This window comes from Candidatus Defluviibacterium haderslevense (assembly GCA_016712225.1).
In the GTDB taxonomy this organism is placed as follows: domain Bacteria; phylum Bacteroidota; class Bacteroidia; order Chitinophagales; family Saprospiraceae; genus Vicinibacter; species Vicinibacter haderslevensis.
The window spans coordinates 2,563,033-2,580,419 of the sequence record JADJRL010000003.1 but is presented as its reverse complement, the minus strand read 5'-3'; the positions used below and the strand labels follow the sequence as shown (position 1 = coordinate 2,580,419).

Genomic DNA, 17,387 nt, shown 5'->3' with positions numbered 1-17,387 from the left:
TAAGAATTATGAAATTAATCATCAATGACACGATCTCTATCTTTGAAATTCAAGACCAGTTTTCAAAAAAATATCCCTTTCTAAAAATAGAATTCTTTAGTCAACCCCATGATATTCATGTTGGTTCAAGGAAAGAGAATTTAATTCCAGCGAACCTACAATTAAAAGATTGTCGAAAGAAGCATAACGAAGGAACCATAGAGCTTGAACCTGAAACAACTGTAGCACAACTTGAAAGACAATTTCAGGAAATATTTGGATTATACATTCAGGTATTTCGTAAATCTGGAAATGTATGGATCGAAACAACAGTAACTGATGATTGGACTTTTGCCAAACAAAATGATGAAGCAGAATCATTTTATCAAGAAATGGAAAGCATAAAAAGAAATGATCCCAACCCACCTATATAAGATCAAAAAACAGATACCCATCCCGACACACTCAACATCTAATTCAATAGGGACTTAATGTATATACCCACTCAATAGTGATTTATCGTTATACCCATATTACATCATTATCTAAGATTTGTGAAACTTAAATTATAAAAAAGAAAAAGTCTTAAATGTTGCCTTCATTTAAAACTTCTTCTAAATCAAATTCCAATTTACGCTAGGTTAATATGACTTATTTCCTAAACATTTAACCCCAATGGTGCAATCATAATGACTTGACCAACGGTGTTAAAATTAAGAAATATTGATTTTAACTGAATTTGTCTTAGCACTTTCTTCTAATTTTGGTAGGTTTATTGTTAATATCCCATTTTCATAAGCACCTGTGATGTGCGCCTTGTCAATCATGGAAGGCAATGAAAAACTTCTAGAAAAAGATGAATAATTAAATTCCATTCTTTTCATCTCTTTTGATTCTTCTTCTTTTTTTTCATGCTTACTTTCCAAAGAAATGGTCATTACATTATTGTCGTCGACTTCAATTTTAAAATCACCTTTAGCTTTTCCCGGAACTGCCATCTCCAATGTATAATGTCTAATGGACTCTAGAATATTTACGGGTGGAAATGATAATTCTTTGGAAGAAAATAAATCCTTTTCAAAAAAGTCATCATTCCAAACCGGAAAATTGCTAAAATACGGAAACCTGTTTCTAAATCTGATTAAGTTACTCATAATTAATAAATTTAAATGAATTAAAAAATTATTTTACAATTAATACTGGACAAGCTGCATTTCTAAGTACACCTTCGGCTACACTTCCAAGAAGTACACGTTTTATTCCTTTTCGGCCATGAGAACCCATAACTATAAGATCAGCTTTTGTCTTAGCCTGAGCTGCAAGAATACAAGCCTCAACATCATTGTCCTCTTCTAAGATATATTCAACTTCCAACGTCGGGTGATCTTGTTGCAATTTTAATTTAAGTTCATTTAATTTAGCATTCTCTTCATCTTTAATCTGTTGTAATAAATCAAGTGCCAATAAATTATTATTAAGTACCGGACTTCCCCCTTCAAATAAAAATGGATTAACAATTACATTCACTAAAGCCAATCTCTGTCCACTAGACAGCGTGAGCCTTACAGCATAGTCCAAAGCTTTATCAGCAAAATTGGAAAAATCATAGGGACACAATATTACATTAAACGGTTTCATTTGTATTTATTTTAAACGAAGTTAACACATATTACTTAACACTCCAATGACGCTCATCATTAGGAAACATGATATTGATCAAAAACATTTAAGAGTTATACATTTCAATGATCTGCTTTATAACTGTCTCAAAATATCAAATGGTGTTACCAATCCCATTAATTCCCCATCCTTCACAACAGGAAGACAATGAAAATAATTTTTCAAAAAAACATCGATAGCTACCTCAATCCGATCATCTGGCTCAAGTTTACCAAGTCTGGTTACCATAATTTGCTTAACTTTTGTAAACTCAAGCTTCTGATCCACTTGAATTTCTATGTTTGAAGAATCAGATAGAGAGTTCGCATATAACAAAAAATCAGACTTACTAACCAATCCGACCAAATCCCTAAAATGGACCACAGGAATGTGATGTATTGCGTTGTTTTGAAATATATTTTTAACTTCCATAAGGCTATCCTCAGGAGTTAAGGTGACTAAATTTTTAGTCATAATAGTACTAATAGGTTCTTTTACATTCATATTAATAATTTTTGTAAAATTGAATAATAATTAACGGTTATTTAATGATCTTTGTCATCTATTTAATTGATTGTACTCAAAATCAATACATGCCTTATCAATCTAAACAAACGGATCACGATAAAAGTTTTTTTAAATCTATCTTGGACACTGCCATTGATGGAATTATCATTATTGATACAAATGGATTAATAGTACTTGCGAATGAAAGTGCTTGTAATCTCTTTGGATATGATGAGATTGATTTAATACATCAAAAAATCAATATGTTGATGCCTGAACATGATAAAAGGGTACACGATCATTATCTTTTAAATCATGTAGGACCTCACCCAAAAAAAATAATGGGCAAAGGTCGTGAAATTAATGGACTGACTAAACAAGGACTAACTATTCCACTGAGAATAGCCGTTAGTAAGTTTATTATTCATGAAGAAACATTCTTTACCGGAGTCATTCATGATCTGACAGAACAAAAACAAATTGAAGAAAAATTACAAGTACTCAATAAATCACTTGAAAATCTAGTAAACTCCAGAACAAAACAGCTGCAAGACAGTATCAACCAATTAAGTAATGCGAATAACATTCTTGAAATTGAAATTGGCCAACGGAAAATAGTTGAAAATAAACTTAAAGAAAATGAGATTAATTTAATTAATGCATTGGAAAAAGAACGAGACATCAATCAATTAAAATCAAGATTTGTTTCTATCGCATCGCACGAATTCAGAACACCACTTGCCAATATTTTAAGTTCAATAAATCTAATAGATAAATATGAAGATTTAGAAACTTTAGAGAAAAGAAAAAAACATATCGGCAAAATCAAAAACAATATTCACTATCTCAATGGAATCTTAAACGAATTCTTAAATTTAACTCGAATTGAAGAAGGCCGATATGAGATAAAACTAGAATATTTTTCTTTGTCTGAATTGTTACAAGATATTATTGATGATTTTGAATTTATTAAAAAAAACAATCAAATATTAAATTTGAATTTCGACAAATTATTGAAATTTAATATGAATTCTGATAAAACCTGTATACGACACATTCTCAATAATCTTATTACGAATGCTATAAAGTACTCATCAGAAGGTGCTATAATTGATATTAATTTAGATGAAGAAAAAGATCATTACATTATAGATGTTGTAGACCATGGTATTGGAATTCCCGAAAAAGAACAAAAATTTATTTATGATATTTTCTATAGAGGTTCCAATGTACTTAATATTCAAGGAACCGGTCTCGGTTTAAATATTGTTAAAAAATATCTTGAAGCCATTCATGGAAATTTATCATTCCATTCTAAAGAAAATATAGGTACAAGCTTTCATGTTAAAATACCAATAAATGCAAAATAAATCAAAAATTCTACTCATTGAAGACAATGCAGAAATGAGAGAAAATCTAACTGAGATTCTCGAATTAGCAGAATATGATGTCAAATCAGCTGAAGATGGACTAATTGGTATTCAATATGCCCGCCAATTTCGGCCAGACATCATTCTTTGTGATATTATGATGCCTAATCTAGATGGTTTTGGCGTGCTAAAAATCATTCAACAGGACGAATCCCTAAAACATTTACCTTTTATTTTTCTAACTGCTAAATCTGAAAAAGAAGATTTTCGAAAAGGCATGAATCTTGGTGCAGAAGATTATTTGGTTAAGCCGTTTGAAGATTCTGATTTATTGCAAATCGTAGAAAATAAATTAAAAAAATATAAAGAACTAGATGCTTCTCGAACTTCAAAACAAATATTGAATACTTTATCTATTAAAGAATTTGAAAAACACCCTAAAATCGCTAACTTAATTCAAGAATCTCAAACCAAAAGTTACGGAAAAAAAACAAGGTTATGGAATGATAGTGATCGTGTTAACCATATATACTTCATTCAATCTGGCATTATCAAAGAGGCACTAGAAACCATTGGAGGAAAAGAATTGGTACTTGAACTCTATCAATCTTCAGGATTTGTTGGGATGCATTATTTATTTCAAAACAATCATAATGGATATGCCGAAGTGATCGAACCCGTTGTCATAAAAATGATATCTAAAAAAACACTTGAAGACATAATACTTAAAGATAATTTATTAATGTCTTTTCAGCAATTTACTTTTTCATTAACCAAAGAATTTACATTTAGATTAGCAATCAATTCTTATGGTAATGTCAGAGAAAAAATAGCTTATCACATTGTAGAACTTTCTAAACAATTTAACCCGCCTATCATTAACATTGGGCGAGAAGACCTTGCTTCATATTGTGGTGTTGCCAAAGAAACATTAATTAGAACCTTGACCGAATTTAAAGATGAGAAATTAATTCACTTGGATTCAGATGGCATTAAAATTGGTAATGTCGTCAAATATAGTTGGTGGTTTTTTCTATGTGATTTATTAAATTTCCGCCATCAACTTGAAGAGGAATTAGGCTCTGCTGAGGAGCAACCTACTAGCAATAAAGTTGATGCATATACTGTAATATTAAGTGGTTCGAATATGGACCACTTAATATATTAATACAGGTTTGCCTTATGGCTTAAAAAAACCTAATTTCGTGATGCATTTTTAAAATGTAAGTACCATTTAATAAATGATTTCCGGTTACTTTTGGACAATCCTCTATGTATACTTAATGTGTCTTTTAAATGTCCGAAAAACGATTCAATGGAGTTCGTATTATTTGGTATTTGCGCATTGTTTAAATAATGAAACATATTAGGTATTGCTCTTCGAATCATAATTGCTGTTCTTCTTAAGTCCTTGTGTCGATACCATTTTCTTCCAGTATCTGGACTTATTTGTTGTTCATTTATGAATATTTTGTTTTGGTCAAACCAATTATTGAATAGGTTGATCCAATAAATTCGATCGTTATTATTCTTTACTAAATGAAGCGTGCTTACTATTCTTTTAAGCTCAATACTACACTCAATTACAGGTTTTCGTCTAAGCCAAATGTTTGTCTCTCTTTGAATATGCACCAAGCACCTTTGAATGATTATATCTGGACAAGCTTTATGTATTGCCTTAATAATTGCAGGATGGCCATCACATGTAATTGATTTTATTTGGATTCCCAACAATAATACATTTTCAATATCCTCTTTGATTTCAGAATAAGATTCTTTAGTGGTGAATCGGTAAAATTGGCAATATTTAATATCAAAATCATAATACAAAACCAAACACAGCTCTCCCTTAAAATATGTGCCATCAATCACTAAATGAGCATTATCATGAGCTTTTATTTGAAAAGCAGGAGCATTTGATAAATAGCTCTTAAACTTGCGTTCAAGTGTTGATTTACTGTATCCACTATCATCAAGAAGATATCGATATGTTAACCTTTCTAGTACCCATTTTCGAAACCAAACTAATTCATTATTTGACTTTACAGGGCTATTAGAACCAGTTGATAAAACACCACAATTCTTACATTTATATCTCTGCTTTCCAGCCTGTTTTCCCCATTTAATAGTGTCTAAAAATCCACATGCCCAACATCTTTTTTTTTGAGTTTTTCATATACAAAAAGAGTTAATTGAAACCACTTTCAATTAACTCTTTATAATTTATTGATTTTCAATATACTTATGAAGGTTTTACCAACTATTTTTGAGTATTATACCTTAAAATTTTACAACTCGAAAAATTAAGATCTATTTATCATTGAGTCAAAGATAGATTATAAGAACAATGATCTATTACATCTGATTTTTTTTCATTCTATTTATCTCCACAACCATGACATTTATTATTTTATTATACAAAAAAAGTATTTAAATAAAAATAAATGATGCTAACATTATCATGTTTAACAAAATATATTTATTATTATTTAATACTACTAAATGCTGCAGGGTTAGAAAAATGATGCTATATTTTCCACCTAGGTTAGGACCTAAAATGCAACTTATCGTATGATTACTGTAATATAAAATTACTAAAAATTATTTTCTGGAAATAACTTGTTCCAGTACTTCATTGAATTCTTCCAAAATCATGGCTGTTGCACCCCAAATCCAATGTTCATTCAAGTTAAATCCTGGAACTTTAAGATCTGTTGCATAACTTGTGTTGATCACTTGATGCGCACGTAAATTTCCAATAGATAATTGAGCCAAGGAGCATTTAATAATATCAAACACTTCAGATACTTGCGGTACAAACGTACCATGCCCCTCGAACCATCCTATAAAAGGATGAACTAAATTATTACTAACTGGAATAAATAAAGGAGATAATGCTCCAACTATTTTGATTTGATCGGCTGGTATTCCAATTTCTTCCTGAGTTTCACGCAATGCCGTAAAAAGTAGATTATAATCAGATACCTCTTGCCGTCCACCAGGTAAGCTAACCTGGCCCTTATGTGGATCTCGGACACTGATTGGGTTTCTTTTTATCAGTGGAAAATACAGATTATCAGAGTCCCCCATAATCAAAATCATAACTGCAGCATTCTTAGTTTCTTGAGTCGGCAATTCATCAAACCTTCCGGGAAAAGGAGCCATACGAATATGAGCTTTTCTGCCAGGCAAGCCATTCGTCAATTGAGTGGCTAACTGATCAATAAATGGAATTTCCATTTGAATGAGATGGGTATATATTACTTATTGGCTTTCTTCAAATACATTTCTAGAGCCATTGTCATAGAAGGCGTTTCAACCGTTGGTGCCTGAATATCTATTAATAATTGTGCATCTGAAACTGCTTTTGCAGTAGTATTTCCAAAAGCTGCAATTCGCGTATTCCCTTGCTCAAAATCTGGAAAATTGTCAAATAATGATTTAATATCCAGCTGGCTAAAAAATACCAAAATATCATACTTAATATCCTTCAAATCGGATAAATCCGCACTTACGGTTCGATACATTATGGCTTCTTGAAATTTCACCTTAGTAGATTTAAGGAATTCAGCTACATCGTGATTCCCTGTATCTGAACAAGGAACTAAGAAGGTCCCTACATCTTTGTGCTTATTAAAGTAATTGGCAAGGTCAGATATCGACTTGGTCCCATGAAACACCTTTCTTTTTCTGAAGATAATAAATTTTTGAAGGTAGTTGGCTATTGTCTCAGTAGTACAAAAGTATTTGGTCATTTCTGAGACCTTACCCCTCATTTCTTCTGTTAACCTAAAAAAATGATCTATGGCGTTTTTACTTGTAAAAACTACACAAGGGAATTCATCGGGCCGAATCCTCTGCTTACGGAATTCCTTTTCAGTAAGACCATCCACTTGGATAAATGACCTCCAATCAACTTGAATATTGTACTTCGTCTCAATCTCAAAATATGGAGATCGCTCAGGTTTTGGTTGAGAAATTAAAATTGACTTAACTTTTCTCAACCGAGAGTCTTTAATTAGCGCAATGCTAGTCGTTTTTGTCGGCATTAACTGCGGCTTTTTTGATATTGCACTTAGCTTAAACGCTCGAGAAAAGTCCAGAGCAATATAAACGGTGCTATTTCGAAGGTGCAAAGATACAATAAAAAATGAAAAATTGATTCTCTCCAAAGATTTGAACTAATTAATATTTCTTTAAGTTGGCGGAAAACGTACGCTACGACTAAGAAAATGCCCAAAGTATATATTATTTTTTTAGCCCATTCGTGGTCCGTAAATGCAATTAAAAAGTCAGCAGGTATTAAAATAATGCTCATCAAACAGCCAAATGCGATAATACTAAACAAATAGCGGTCTATTTCCCGATCTATTTTGAAAACAAATCCAAATATTTTTAAACTGATATGGCGAATTAAATAAATGATACTGGTACACATAGATAAATATAATAAATTTATAATATGTATTGGTTTGTAAAAATTGACCAGGGTTAGATAAACAAACAAGCTGAGACCTATGAAATACAGACCGTATAATAGTGGAAAGATAATTCGATTCTCCTCCTTACTTTCTCTATATAAAAGTGATAAGTGATTTAAGTTAAAACTACTCTTGTAGAGTTTAAGTATTATGGCCCGGTTCAAATTTAAGGCTATGGCTAGTAAAAAAGTCAAAAGTAGCATTAGCCAAAATAATGCACTCTTGATTTCTAACATACTGGTAGGATGACCAGACCACTCCTTTGTTTTTTGTTTTAGTAAGTCGGCTGCTAGGGATTCTGACTGTATTCCTATTGTTTGGACTGCTGGTTTCAATTCAAAAGGATTGACAATTACCCTCTTAAAAGTATCGGTTGGGCTTGCATTTACTTTTGATGTATCCACTTTTGTCCTTCTTATTTCAAAAGGGTTTTGAGCTTGTATTTCAGAACAATACAAAGCAAATAATACAAAAGTCGAAAAAAATTGATATTTTAATTTATTCACACGCGATGGTTGCGATACAAAGTAAATAAACACATATAAAGCTATCCCAGCCCTTGACTAGGGACACATAAATTTAAATCCTATTCCATGAATGTTATCTATCTTTATAGCAGGATCATCCCCTAAATATTTTCTCAATCTAGATATAAATACATCCAAACTTCTACCCATAAAATAATCATCTTCGCCCCATAAACTTTCAAGAATTACAGATCTTTTAATGACTCTGTTTTTGTTTTTAAGCAAAAAATCCAATAATTCACTTTCTCTCTGTGTTAGAATTCTTACATTGGTTTCATTAACTAATTGATATTCCAATGGCAGATAAGTGTAAATACCTACCTTTAATTCAACCTCTAAACTTGGGGATTCAAATACTCGGCTCCGCCTTAAAAATATTTCAATTTTAAGTATCAACTCTTCTATACTAAACGGCTTGGTCAAATAATCATCCCCTCCGAGTTTTAATCCATGTATACGGTCTTCTTTTAAAGACTTTGCAGTTAAAAACAAAATGGGGATTTGTTGATCTTTTTTTCTAACATTTTCCGCTAATGTAAATCCATCCATCTCAGGAAGCATGACATCAAATATACAAAGATCAAATTTTTCATTTTTAAATGCTTCATAGGCTAAGGCCCCATTAACACAGTGAACCACTTCGTAACCTTGAAGTTCCAAGTGATCCTTAGTAATAAAACTTAATGTTTCATCATCTTCTGCATATAAAAGTCTAGCTCGTTTCATTATACTGTTTTTACTTGAATAAATATACTTGTTCCTTTACCATAAACACTCTGCAAATTTACATCAAAACCATGTGCATCGCAGATTCTTTTGACATAATACAAGCCAATCCCAAATCCTTTTACATTATGAACATCGCCTGTAGAAACCCGAAAGAATTTCTGAAATATTTTTGAAATGTCCTCCTCCTGTATCCCAATACCTTTGTCCCTTACTTCCAAAATTAGCTTATCTTTTAGATTATGTGTAAAAATACCAATTTCTGGATCGTTTTTACTATATTTTATGGCATTATCTATCAGGTTAGAGATGATATTCATAAAATGAAACCGATCTGCCATACAATTATGGGATTTGGCTTCTAATGATAAGGTCAAACTGCCTCCGGAATCATCCAGTCTGATTGCATATTGACTACTTACTTGTCGAATGATCTCGTGTAGATCAATGGGCTCTTTCTTAATATTGAATGAAGAAGATTCCATTTTTGCAATTTGTAGCACCTTCTCAACTTGATCATTAAGTCTTTGATTCTGGTCTCTGATAATTTGAGCATATTGAAATAGACGTTTATCTTCTTCAACTGTCGGATGGTGCAAAAGCACATCAGCAGATATTTTTATAGACGATATCGGTGTTTTAAATTCGTGAGTCATATTATTCACAAAATCGCGCATTAATTCTGAATATCGCTTTTGCCTTAAAGTCATAAACATAGCCATAGTAAAAATACCACAGGCTAATAACAACAAAGTTGAGGATATAATTAATGATTTCATTTCAACAAACATATAGGATGCCTTACTTGGAAATCGAACTATAAAATAAGAGTTCTCCTCCGTTTTTTTAGATTTGGCTTTCCTGTTTGATTTGCTTTTAACTTTAGTGGTATCTTTTAATATTTCATTGTATACCAGTTCATTTGTGCCGCAATCATAAATTCCATACTCAAAAGGTATGACCAATTCTTGTTTCGCAAATTCATTCTTTAGTGTAAGGAGGAGACTAGATTGATCTATATGTGCATTTACATTAACTTTATAGAAATTGGAAGCTTCACGGATTAAAAGTCCTTTTTCAGGTAATGTGCCCTTGTCATAATTAGCTATGATTTTGGCCGTATTTCTTAATGCAATACTCACGGATTGGTGAAATTCTGATTCCTCTTTATTGTAATTTTTAAATAAATAATAGGCTTGCATAACAAAAATACCGATGATTGTTAATGCTCCAAGTATTACTATAAATCGAATTTGAATCGAAGACATATTCAATGATAAAGAACACAATATTACTCAATTTTTGTAAATTCCTTTACTTAATCTTTCCATTCACTTAGCCATCATTCAACTTGCTGTCCCCATTATTTTGACAAAAAACAAGATGGTTTTAGAACACTAAACAGTACATTAATTATAATTTTAGAGGCGTTTTAAAGATCGTATCTACCGTATCAATTAAAAAAAATTAAATAGTATAAAAGCTCATTTTTAATCCAAAAAATTGAATTGATTTATCTAAATTCTCACGCAAAAAATGTGAACATTTATTAAGCCCAAATATAGCTTTAAAATTATAACTATTGTAATAATTACAGCAACCCAATATGTAAAAACTAAGCCTTTGAAATTAGAATTATTAAATATATAAATGGATTGCTATCAAAAAAAGATTATTTTATTTCAACACATCGACTTAAAACGATATCCATTAATTTTCCCGTACATATTCCTTTCATTTGAACAATTTCACCAGCAGTAAAAGACAATCGTTTATGCGTAGTTTTTGTATCTAATTCACAGATTATTCCACTCATACCTCCACCATCAAGAGTTACACTAGTTACTCCCGCATCATTTGTTTCTGTTGCAGATACTGTTCCAGAAATTTCAACAATTTGATTCAAATACTTTTTTGTAGCTAATTCCTCATTATCATCAAACTCCTTAACTAATTCTACTGCAGAGAGCCTGGCGAAAGAATTACTTAATGAGATATCCTTAAATGGTTTATTCCATAAAAACCAAATCACGCTAAATACTATGATCAGTAATAGAAATACGATAACACCTAATTTTTTCATGATATAATTTTTTATTATTAACAAGTAAAGGTTCCGACTTTACAATAAAAGATATAATATATTTTAAACATTTATTAAACTAGACGGATAACAATTTATTACAGACAAATATCCAACAATTGTTGTAAAATACAAATCATTTATTCAGTATATTCCAAAACAAGCCGTCACTTTGCAACTAACATGGCTATATCGTTAATAACATTTACAATAAGATCTCAAATTTATAATTGTTATACTCCATATCAGTCACATAACTTCTATTCAATTGGGTATAAAGTCAGGTAATCAAAAATATGACTTAAAAAAGAATACTAATGACAAAATCCTAATCAACACATGCACTTTTACTACATCATAAATCATTGTGGTCCACAAGTATTCCAAACGACTTATTTTCAAAAATCTCAGTTTAAATCGACCTGTTTGATTAAATTCATTATTTGAGGATATAATTGCGGATTTGTAGCTAATATGTGAGTAGAAAAAACCGGATACCCAGAACCTTTAAAATCACTAACTTGACCACCTGCCTCCCTAACTATCAAAATTCCTGCTGCAACATCCCAGGCATTGATTTGTGTTTCGTAATATCCATCAAATCTTCCACATGCAGTAAATGCTAAGTCAATGGCGGCAGAACCCAATCTCCTGACTCCCCGCGCTTCTTTTAATATTAATAATAGTAAATCGGCAATGGCTTCCATTTTCTTTCGGGCATATGGAAATCCTGTAGCTATAATAGCTTGATTTAAATGAGCCACCTGACTTACATGAATCGAATGACCATTTTGATAAGCACCTCCTCCTGCCCATGCATAATAAGATACATCACTCATAATGTCATAAACAACACCCACGAGTAATTCCTCTTCACACATTAAAGCAATACTCACAGAAAATATGGGTATGCCTTTCAAAAAATTAGTAGTACCATCTAAGGGATCAATAATCCATGTATACCTTGCATTGGAATTGACATCACCAGTTGTTGTATGCTCTTCAGTAATAAAATTGGATTCAGGGATTACATTCCTTAAAAATGCTACAATCATTTTTTCAGCATTCAGGTCAACATAGGATACAAGACTATGCAACTCCTTTTCCTGTATATCGTCATCTTTAACTTGCCCAATAGCATCCCTAATAAATGCTCCAGCTTGTTTAGCGCTGATTACAACTTGTGCACAAATTTGTTCTAATTGCTGCTTATTCATGCACAATAATAATTCCTTTTGGGGAATATCAATTCTACAAATTTAAATTCAACAGTTTAAGGTGAAGATTTATAGCTCTGAACCCTGTTCACCATGAATAACCATCCTGAAGCCATTCCCGTGGATATTGGTTATTTCAATGGTTTCGTCATTTGCTAAATACTTGCGAAGCTTAGTAACAAAGACATCCATACTTCGTGCAGTAAAATAATTATCCTCACCCCATATTTTGGATAAAGCTTCTGACCTCAGTAAAATATCATTCCTGTGTTCACAAAATAGTTTAAGTAACAAAGACTCTTTTGGGCTTAATTTGACTTTTTCATGAATTTCATCTCCATCTTTTAGGTATAAAACTCTCAACGGAACGTTGAAATAATATTTTCCAATGGTAAATTCCTTAACTTCATCACTTTGGACCTCCTTAATTCGGTTGGATCTTTTTAATATAGCTTGAACTCTATAAAGCAATTCCTCAGAATTGAACGGCTTGGTTACGTAATCGTCAGCCCCAATTCTAAAACCTTCAACGATATCTTCCTTGAGTGTCTTGGCTGTTAAAAAGATAATAGGCACATCGGCATTTTTGGAACGAATGTCTTTAGCTAATGCGAATCCATCTTTACGAGGCATCATTACATCAAGTATACACAAATCATACTCTTTTCTACGAAAATGCTCAAAACCATCTATCCCGTCTACTGCCAAATCGACATTATAACCATGCATTTCTAAATAGGACCTCAATACGTCTCCAAAATTACGGTCATCCTCTACCAGGAGTATTTTGGAATTATTCTTCAAATCTGGACTTGTAGCTAACATTGGCGTATAATTATTATATGATAACGTTAGAAAAAGCAATTTATAGATGCTTTGTTCATAAAAAATGATCTAAATGGGCAAATTAATGATAAAAGTGCTTCCCTTACCTATTTCACTGGAAACCTCAATGCTCCCATCATGAGCTTGGACCATCGCTTTAACATAGCTTAACCCGAGTCCAAATCCTTTTACATTATGAAGATTTCCAGTGGGAACGCGATAAAATTTCTCAAATATCATCTTCTGATCTTCACGCTTCATTCCTATCCCTTTATCTGATACTGTAATTTCTATTCCCCTGGGGACATTTCTTGTAGAAATAATAATTTCTGGATGACTTTCCGAGTACTTGTTGGCATTATCCAACAAATTATAAATAATGTTGGTCATATGCGTTTGATCAGCTTTCAATATAAAATGGGTGGCTTTTAATTCCTGCAGAATATGACCTTCTCGTTGTTGGACCTGCAGATTGATATTCTTGACAGCTTGTTCAATAATCTCATGAATATTGATTTGTTTGAAATTCAACTGGAAATCATGTTTATCCAATAATGCCATTTGTAACACCTTCTCAACTTGACTTAGCATCCTTCTGTTTTCCTGCTTTATAATATCTGTAAATCTTCTAATTTTATCAGGTTCATGAATCACCATTGGACTTAGAATCGAATCAGAGGCTAATGAAATGGTTGCAATGGGAGTTTTAAACTCATGCGTCATATTATTGACGAAATCATTTTTAATTTCAGACAATTTTTTCTGTCTAAAAACCACATAAATAACATAAGAAAAACAAGCCAAAATAATTACTGTAAATAGCAATGACAATAATAAAATGGGCAATACAGATCTCCACAAAAAACTTTTCTTACTCGGAAAAAAAACCTTTAAAACACCAGGAGATCCATTTGAATTAGGAAAAACAGCAACCTGATAACTGGATTCTATCAGATACTTCGTAAAATCAAAATTTGGATTCGACACTTTTGGATTCTCGCCGAAATTAACAACGTAATTATCATTTAGAATTACAAAACTCTTCGCAGTGTTATCATAAATCCCAAAGGAATATTCTAAGTCTATTAATAAATCTTTGAATTCTTGTTTAATTAAAGCAGCTAACTTCTGAGGACTAATTCGCTGTTCTAAACTAGCTGGATGCATCCTCATTTGACGATCGATGTACTCCAGGAATTGAATTTCTTTGTCTCTTGAATGTCCTATGGTCAACAGCGAACTGGTATCCCAAACAACGGTTTTTTTATTGTTCATAATCCGTGTGGCATACTCAATTATTTTCTTTTGATTAGCAGATGAATTGCCCATCTCTTGAAAAAATCGGTTGATTTCGTTGATTTCCCAATTCTCATTTTCATTTTCAAGTCGATCACTAACGCGTTTTAGGGCAGCAATAATCGTATCATCAAATTGCTTTTCTTTCAATTTTAAAGACCAATTGATCCAATAAAATTGCAATATGACAGTACCCATCAATGCGACACCCATGATCCCGGTAGTGATCCAAATAGCCTTTTTATTCATTATCCAATGATCTGAAGTTTAAACATTTTAATCACCCTTATAGCCTTTTTTTCTCCAAATTTAACCTTCATTTAACCTTCTGAATTTTCGATAGTGATCCATTTAATGATTAGAAATTGCATACCATTTTTTAAGAATTTGTTCTGCTTGTTTATGCTGTGGTGAATAATCCTTTTCTATATATCCTTCGTGCCCTTCATCATTTGGAAACCATTTCCAAACAAATCCACCAGCCCAAAATCTTTGATCCCATAAACTCTGAAATAAAGCCTCATAACAATTTGCTTGTGCTTGTTGGTTGATCGGCAATTGATCTACCTTCTTTTCCAATTCCCATGTTTTGCCCCCGCATCCAGGAACCGTCAAATATCCAAATTCGGTAAATAGAATCGGTTTATTTAATGATTTGGAAAACGTATCCATTTCCAAAATGTATTTTGTCCATGCTGATTTTAATTCTACCGGTGAAGGTTCGTGAGTTTCAACTAATGGGAAGTAGGCACTGATGCCAATAAAATCTAATTCATTCCAAAAAGGAACCTGATGATAATTATCCCAATTTGCTGAATAGGTCAATAGTCCTTGATATTTTGTTCTTATCTTTTGAATTAACTGCTTCCAGAAAATAGGCCTCTTAGCAGTAGCCTGATTCCATTCAGTCCCAATGCAAAAAAGATCTACATTGTAATCCCTCGCAATGTCCACCATAGACATGATATACTTTTCATAGTCGAGCTCCCATTTAATCCAATCAGATTCTAATTCAAAATTCAAACTCCCGGTCCAACCATTATGCATATAAACCTGAGGCTTTAGCATTATTTTTAGATTGGATTTCTGTGCTAATTCAATACTTTTAATGATGCCGTCTTTAGTTTCTCCCCACCATTGCCAAGAATTGGCACCGTATCTTACTTCAGGAATTCCCAATGGGCTATAAGCATAAGGAATTAATGCCACCCAATTCGCATGGACCATTTTTATATCTTGAGTGGGATTGATAGGGAAAGGTTTAGGTGGAGCTACTAAGGTGACCCCACAAATTTTATAGTTAGTCTTACCTATTTGGTTTTGAATACCATTTTGAGAAAAAATCTTGAACATTAAAAATAAAACCGCAAAACTCCCAAATGCAATATAAAGACTTGAAATTTTATTCATTTTCGAATCAATCAGCCATAAAATTAAGTGAATTTATTCAAAAAATCAGGTAAAACTCCTATTCCCAACTCCTAAATGGTGCCGTGATTTGGAATATGTGTTGATAAATTGAAATATCCAGATCACTTAGTATGGCGTTGCGACGAGAAAACACTGCCTTGGCGGTGTCTAAAAATTTATTAAAAGGAAAGGTTTCAAATCCACTTGCCCCACCCCAGGCAAAATCAGGAATAAATTGTCGTGGAAACGATGATCCAAATACATTGGCACCGAATCCAACAACTGTACCCGTATTAAACATAGTATTTATTCCACATTTAACATGATCACCTAATATCAACCCACAAAAAATAGTCCCTGTCTTTCTAAATCCCTCCTTACTGTAATCCCATAATTTGACTTCTTGATAAGTGTTTTTCAAATTAGAATTATTGGTATCAGCTCCTATATTACACCATTCACCAACCACTGCATTCCCAAGAAAACCATCGTGCGCTTTATTTGAATTTCCTAAAATAACACTATTGTTCACTTCTCCACCAACTTTGGAATGAGGACCAATGGTAGTTGCACCATAAATTTTGGCCCCCATTTTTATTGTGGAACCTTCACATAATGCAAAAGGTCCACGTATCATACTGCCTTCCATGATTTCAGCATTTTTGGCAATATAAACAGGACCTGTTTCTGAATTAATCATACAACCTCGGACTTTGGCTCCCGCCTCAATAAATACTTGAGTTCCAAATATTCTATTACTTGGATCAATAGGCTCTGAAATGCGATCTTTTGTTAATAACTGATAATCCTTAATCAATTCTTCTTCATTCCATTGAAAAACCTCCCAAGTATTGCTTAGGTTTTTAATTATGCTATTTTTGTAAACCAAAATCTGGTTTGAGTAAGTGGTCAGGTCTAAATGTTGGTTTAAGTTTTTGGAATGAATTAAATCCACCATTGTTTTTAGATTCAAAAACGCTCCAAGAAACTTTCCTTCGGTATTTACAAGGCATTGCCCAAGGTCTAAATTGAGGATAGATTCAACTAATGGTAAATCTGGAATTAATGATCCATCAATTAAGTAATTCTGGTTAGAACAATTACTAGGGTATTTGTGACTAAGATATGGTTGCGTCAAATGCGATCCAGTACAATTTAACATACGCTTCCACTTTTCGAAAAGGGTCATAATACCCAATCTTAATTCACCTACAGGCCTGGTCTGAGTTAAAGGCCATAAGGGTCTAGTGTCCAATGGATCAATTAATATAAAAGTTGTCTGTTCCAAAATAAAAAAGCCCCAATTT

The 17,387-nt window shown here is 32.4% G+C and carries 18 protein-coding genes; 3 read left to right on the top strand and 15 right to left on the bottom strand.

Annotated features, from left to right (window positions below):
• Positions 1-8 precede the first annotated feature (8 nt).
• Complete coding sequence (locus IPK88_10135; GenBank protein ID MBK8243772.1) at positions 9-413, top strand: hypothetical protein; 405 nt, start codon at positions 9-11, stop codon at positions 411-413.
• Between the two features lie 279 nt (positions 414-692).
• Here the strand turns inward: IPK88_10135 and IPK88_10130 are convergent, their stop codons facing one another.
• The 3 genes from IPK88_10130 to IPK88_10120 form a co-directional block, all read right to left on the bottom strand.
• On the bottom strand, positions 693-1,133 hold the full coding sequence (locus IPK88_10130) for an Hsp20/alpha crystallin family protein (GenBank protein MBK8243771.1): 441 nt from the start codon (positions 1,131-1,133) through the stop codon (positions 693-695).
• 28 nt (positions 1,134-1,161) lie between these two features.
• Complete coding sequence (locus IPK88_10125) at positions 1,162-1,617, bottom strand: universal stress protein (protein MBK8243770.1); 456 nt, start codon at positions 1,615-1,617, stop codon at positions 1,162-1,164.
• A 117-nt stretch (positions 1,618-1,734) separates the two neighbouring features.
• Positions 1,735-2,142 (bottom strand): CBS domain-containing protein, encoded by a 408-nt coding sequence (locus tag IPK88_10120; protein ID MBK8243769.1) that lies wholly within the window; start codon positions 2,140-2,142, stop codon positions 1,735-1,737.
• A gap of 44 nt (positions 2,143-2,186) precedes the next feature.
• On the opposite strand from IPK88_10120, the gene IPK88_10115 reads away from it, so the two are divergent.
• Together IPK88_10115 and IPK88_10110 are read left to right on the top strand one after the other, a co-directional pair.
• Positions 2,187-3,515 (top strand): PAS domain-containing sensor histidine kinase, encoded by a 1,329-nt coding sequence (locus tag IPK88_10115; GenBank protein ID MBK8243768.1) that lies wholly within the window; start codon positions 2,187-2,189, stop codon positions 3,513-3,515.
• On the top strand, positions 3,505-4,683 hold the full coding sequence (locus IPK88_10110) for a response regulator (GenBank protein ID MBK8243767.1): 1,179 nt from the start codon (positions 3,505-3,507) through the stop codon (positions 4,681-4,683). The genes IPK88_10115 and IPK88_10110 overlap by 11 nt, the downstream gene beginning before the upstream one ends.
• A gap of 29 nt (positions 4,684-4,712) precedes the next feature.
• Here IPK88_10110 and IPK88_10105 read toward each other — a convergent pair whose 3' ends face one another.
• The 12 genes from IPK88_10105 to IPK88_10050 all read right to left on the bottom strand — a co-directional run bounded on the left by IPK88_10105 (position 4,713) and on the right by IPK88_10050 (position 17,350).
• Positions 4,713-5,642, bottom strand: coding sequence for a transposase (locus IPK88_10105; protein MBK8243766.1), 930 nt, complete (start codon positions 5,640-5,642; stop codon positions 4,713-4,715).
• A gap of 474 nt (positions 5,643-6,116) precedes the next feature.
• Positions 6,117-6,755 (bottom strand): CoA pyrophosphatase, encoded by a 639-nt coding sequence (locus IPK88_10100; GenBank protein MBK8243765.1) that lies wholly within the window; start codon positions 6,753-6,755, stop codon positions 6,117-6,119.
• A 20-nt stretch (positions 6,756-6,775) separates the two neighbouring features.
• Positions 6,776-7,564: a uroporphyrinogen-III synthase gene (locus IPK88_10095; GenBank protein ID MBK8243764.1), complete on the bottom strand. Its 789-nt coding sequence runs from the start codon at positions 7,562-7,564 to the stop codon at positions 6,776-6,778.
• Positions 7,565-7,590: 26 nt separating this feature from the next.
• Entirely contained in the window at positions 7,591-8,502 is a 912-nt protein-coding gene (locus tag IPK88_10090; GenBank protein ID MBK8243763.1) for a DUF4271 domain-containing protein, read from the bottom strand.
• A gap of 57 nt (positions 8,503-8,559) precedes the next feature.
• Positions 8,560-9,249, bottom strand: coding sequence for a response regulator transcription factor (locus tag IPK88_10085; protein MBK8243762.1), 690 nt, complete (start codon positions 9,247-9,249; stop codon positions 8,560-8,562).
• Positions 9,249-10,517, bottom strand: coding sequence for a HAMP domain-containing histidine kinase (locus IPK88_10080; protein ID MBK8243761.1), 1,269 nt, complete (start codon positions 10,515-10,517; stop codon positions 9,249-9,251). Before IPK88_10080 ends, IPK88_10085 begins: the two co-directional genes overlap by 1 nt.
• A 404-nt stretch (positions 10,518-10,921) precedes the next feature.
• Positions 10,922-11,332 (bottom strand): hypothetical protein, encoded by a 411-nt coding sequence (locus IPK88_10075; protein ID MBK8243760.1) that lies wholly within the window; start codon positions 11,330-11,332, stop codon positions 10,922-10,924.
• A 407-nt stretch (positions 11,333-11,739) separates the two neighbouring features.
• Entirely contained in the window at positions 11,740-12,549 is an 810-nt protein-coding gene (locus IPK88_10070) for an inositol monophosphatase (GenBank protein ID MBK8243759.1), read from the bottom strand.
• A gap of 69 nt (positions 12,550-12,618) precedes the next feature.
• A complete protein-coding gene (locus IPK88_10065; protein ID MBK8243758.1) occupies positions 12,619-13,374 on the bottom strand; it encodes a response regulator transcription factor in 756 nt (251 codons plus the stop codon).
• 69 nt (positions 13,375-13,443) lie between these two features.
• On the bottom strand, positions 13,444-14,919 hold the full coding sequence (locus IPK88_10060) for a HAMP domain-containing histidine kinase (GenBank protein MBK8243757.1): 1,476 nt from the start codon (positions 14,917-14,919) through the stop codon (positions 13,444-13,446).
• Between the two features lie 102 nt (positions 14,920-15,021).
• Positions 15,022-16,080 carry a hypothetical protein gene (locus tag IPK88_10055; GenBank protein ID MBK8243756.1) on the bottom strand — a complete coding sequence of 353 codons (1,059 nt, stop codon included), beginning with the start codon at positions 16,078-16,080 and terminating at the stop codon, positions 15,022-15,024.
• Between the two features lie 58 nt (positions 16,081-16,138).
• Entirely contained in the window at positions 16,139-17,350 is a 1,212-nt protein-coding gene (locus IPK88_10050; GenBank protein ID MBK8243755.1) for a glucose-1-phosphate thymidylyltransferase, read from the bottom strand.
• Positions 17,351-17,387: the final 37 nt, after the last annotated feature.

Excerpts from the sequence above, each read along its gene's own strand:
- IPK88_10135 (MBK8243772.1), top strand. The coding sequence starts at position 9 with ATGAAATTAATCATCAATGACACGATCTCTATCTTTGAAATTCAAGAC.
- IPK88_10130 (MBK8243771.1), bottom strand. The coding sequence starts at position 1,133 with ATGAGTAACTTAATCAGATTTAGAAACAGGTTTCCGTATTTTAGCAAT.
- IPK88_10125 (MBK8243770.1), bottom strand. The coding sequence starts at position 1,617 with ATGAAACCGTTTAATGTAATATTGTGTCCCTATGATTTTTCCAATTTT.
- IPK88_10120 (MBK8243769.1), bottom strand. The coding sequence starts at position 2,142 with ATGAATGTAAAAGAACCTATTAGTACTATTATGACTAAAAATTTAGTC.
- IPK88_10115 (MBK8243768.1), top strand. The coding sequence starts at position 2,187 with ATGATCTTTGTCATCTATTTAATTGATTGTACTCAAAATCAATACATG.
- IPK88_10110 (MBK8243767.1), top strand. The coding sequence starts at position 3,505 with ATGCAAAATAAATCAAAAATTCTACTCATTGAAGACAATGCAGAAATG.
- IPK88_10100 (MBK8243765.1), bottom strand. The coding sequence starts at position 6,755 with ATGGAAATTCCATTTATTGATCAGTTAGCCACTCAATTGACGAATGGC.
- IPK88_10095 (MBK8243764.1), bottom strand. The coding sequence starts at position 7,564 with ATGCCGACAAAAACGACTAGCATTGCGCTAATTAAAGACTCTCGGTTG.
- IPK88_10085 (MBK8243762.1), bottom strand. The coding sequence starts at position 9,249 with ATGAAACGAGCTAGACTTTTATATGCAGAAGATGATGAAACATTAAGT.
- IPK88_10080 (MBK8243761.1), bottom strand. The coding sequence starts at position 10,517 with ATGTCTTCGATTCAAATTCGATTTATAGTAATACTTGGAGCATTAACA.
- IPK88_10075 (MBK8243760.1), bottom strand. The coding sequence starts at position 11,332 with ATGAAAAAATTAGGTGTTATCGTATTTCTATTACTGATCATAGTATTT.
- IPK88_10070 (MBK8243759.1), bottom strand. The coding sequence starts at position 12,549 with ATGAATAAGCAGCAATTAGAACAAATTTGTGCACAAGTTGTAATCAGC.
- IPK88_10065 (MBK8243758.1), bottom strand. The coding sequence starts at position 13,374 with ATGTTAGCTACAAGTCCAGATTTGAAGAATAATTCCAAAATACTCCTG.
- IPK88_10060 (MBK8243757.1), bottom strand. The coding sequence starts at position 14,919 with ATGAATAAAAAGGCTATTTGGATCACTACCGGGATCATGGGTGTCGCA.
- IPK88_10055 (MBK8243756.1), bottom strand. The coding sequence starts at position 16,080 with ATGAATAAAATTTCAAGTCTTTATATTGCATTTGGGAGTTTTGCGGTT.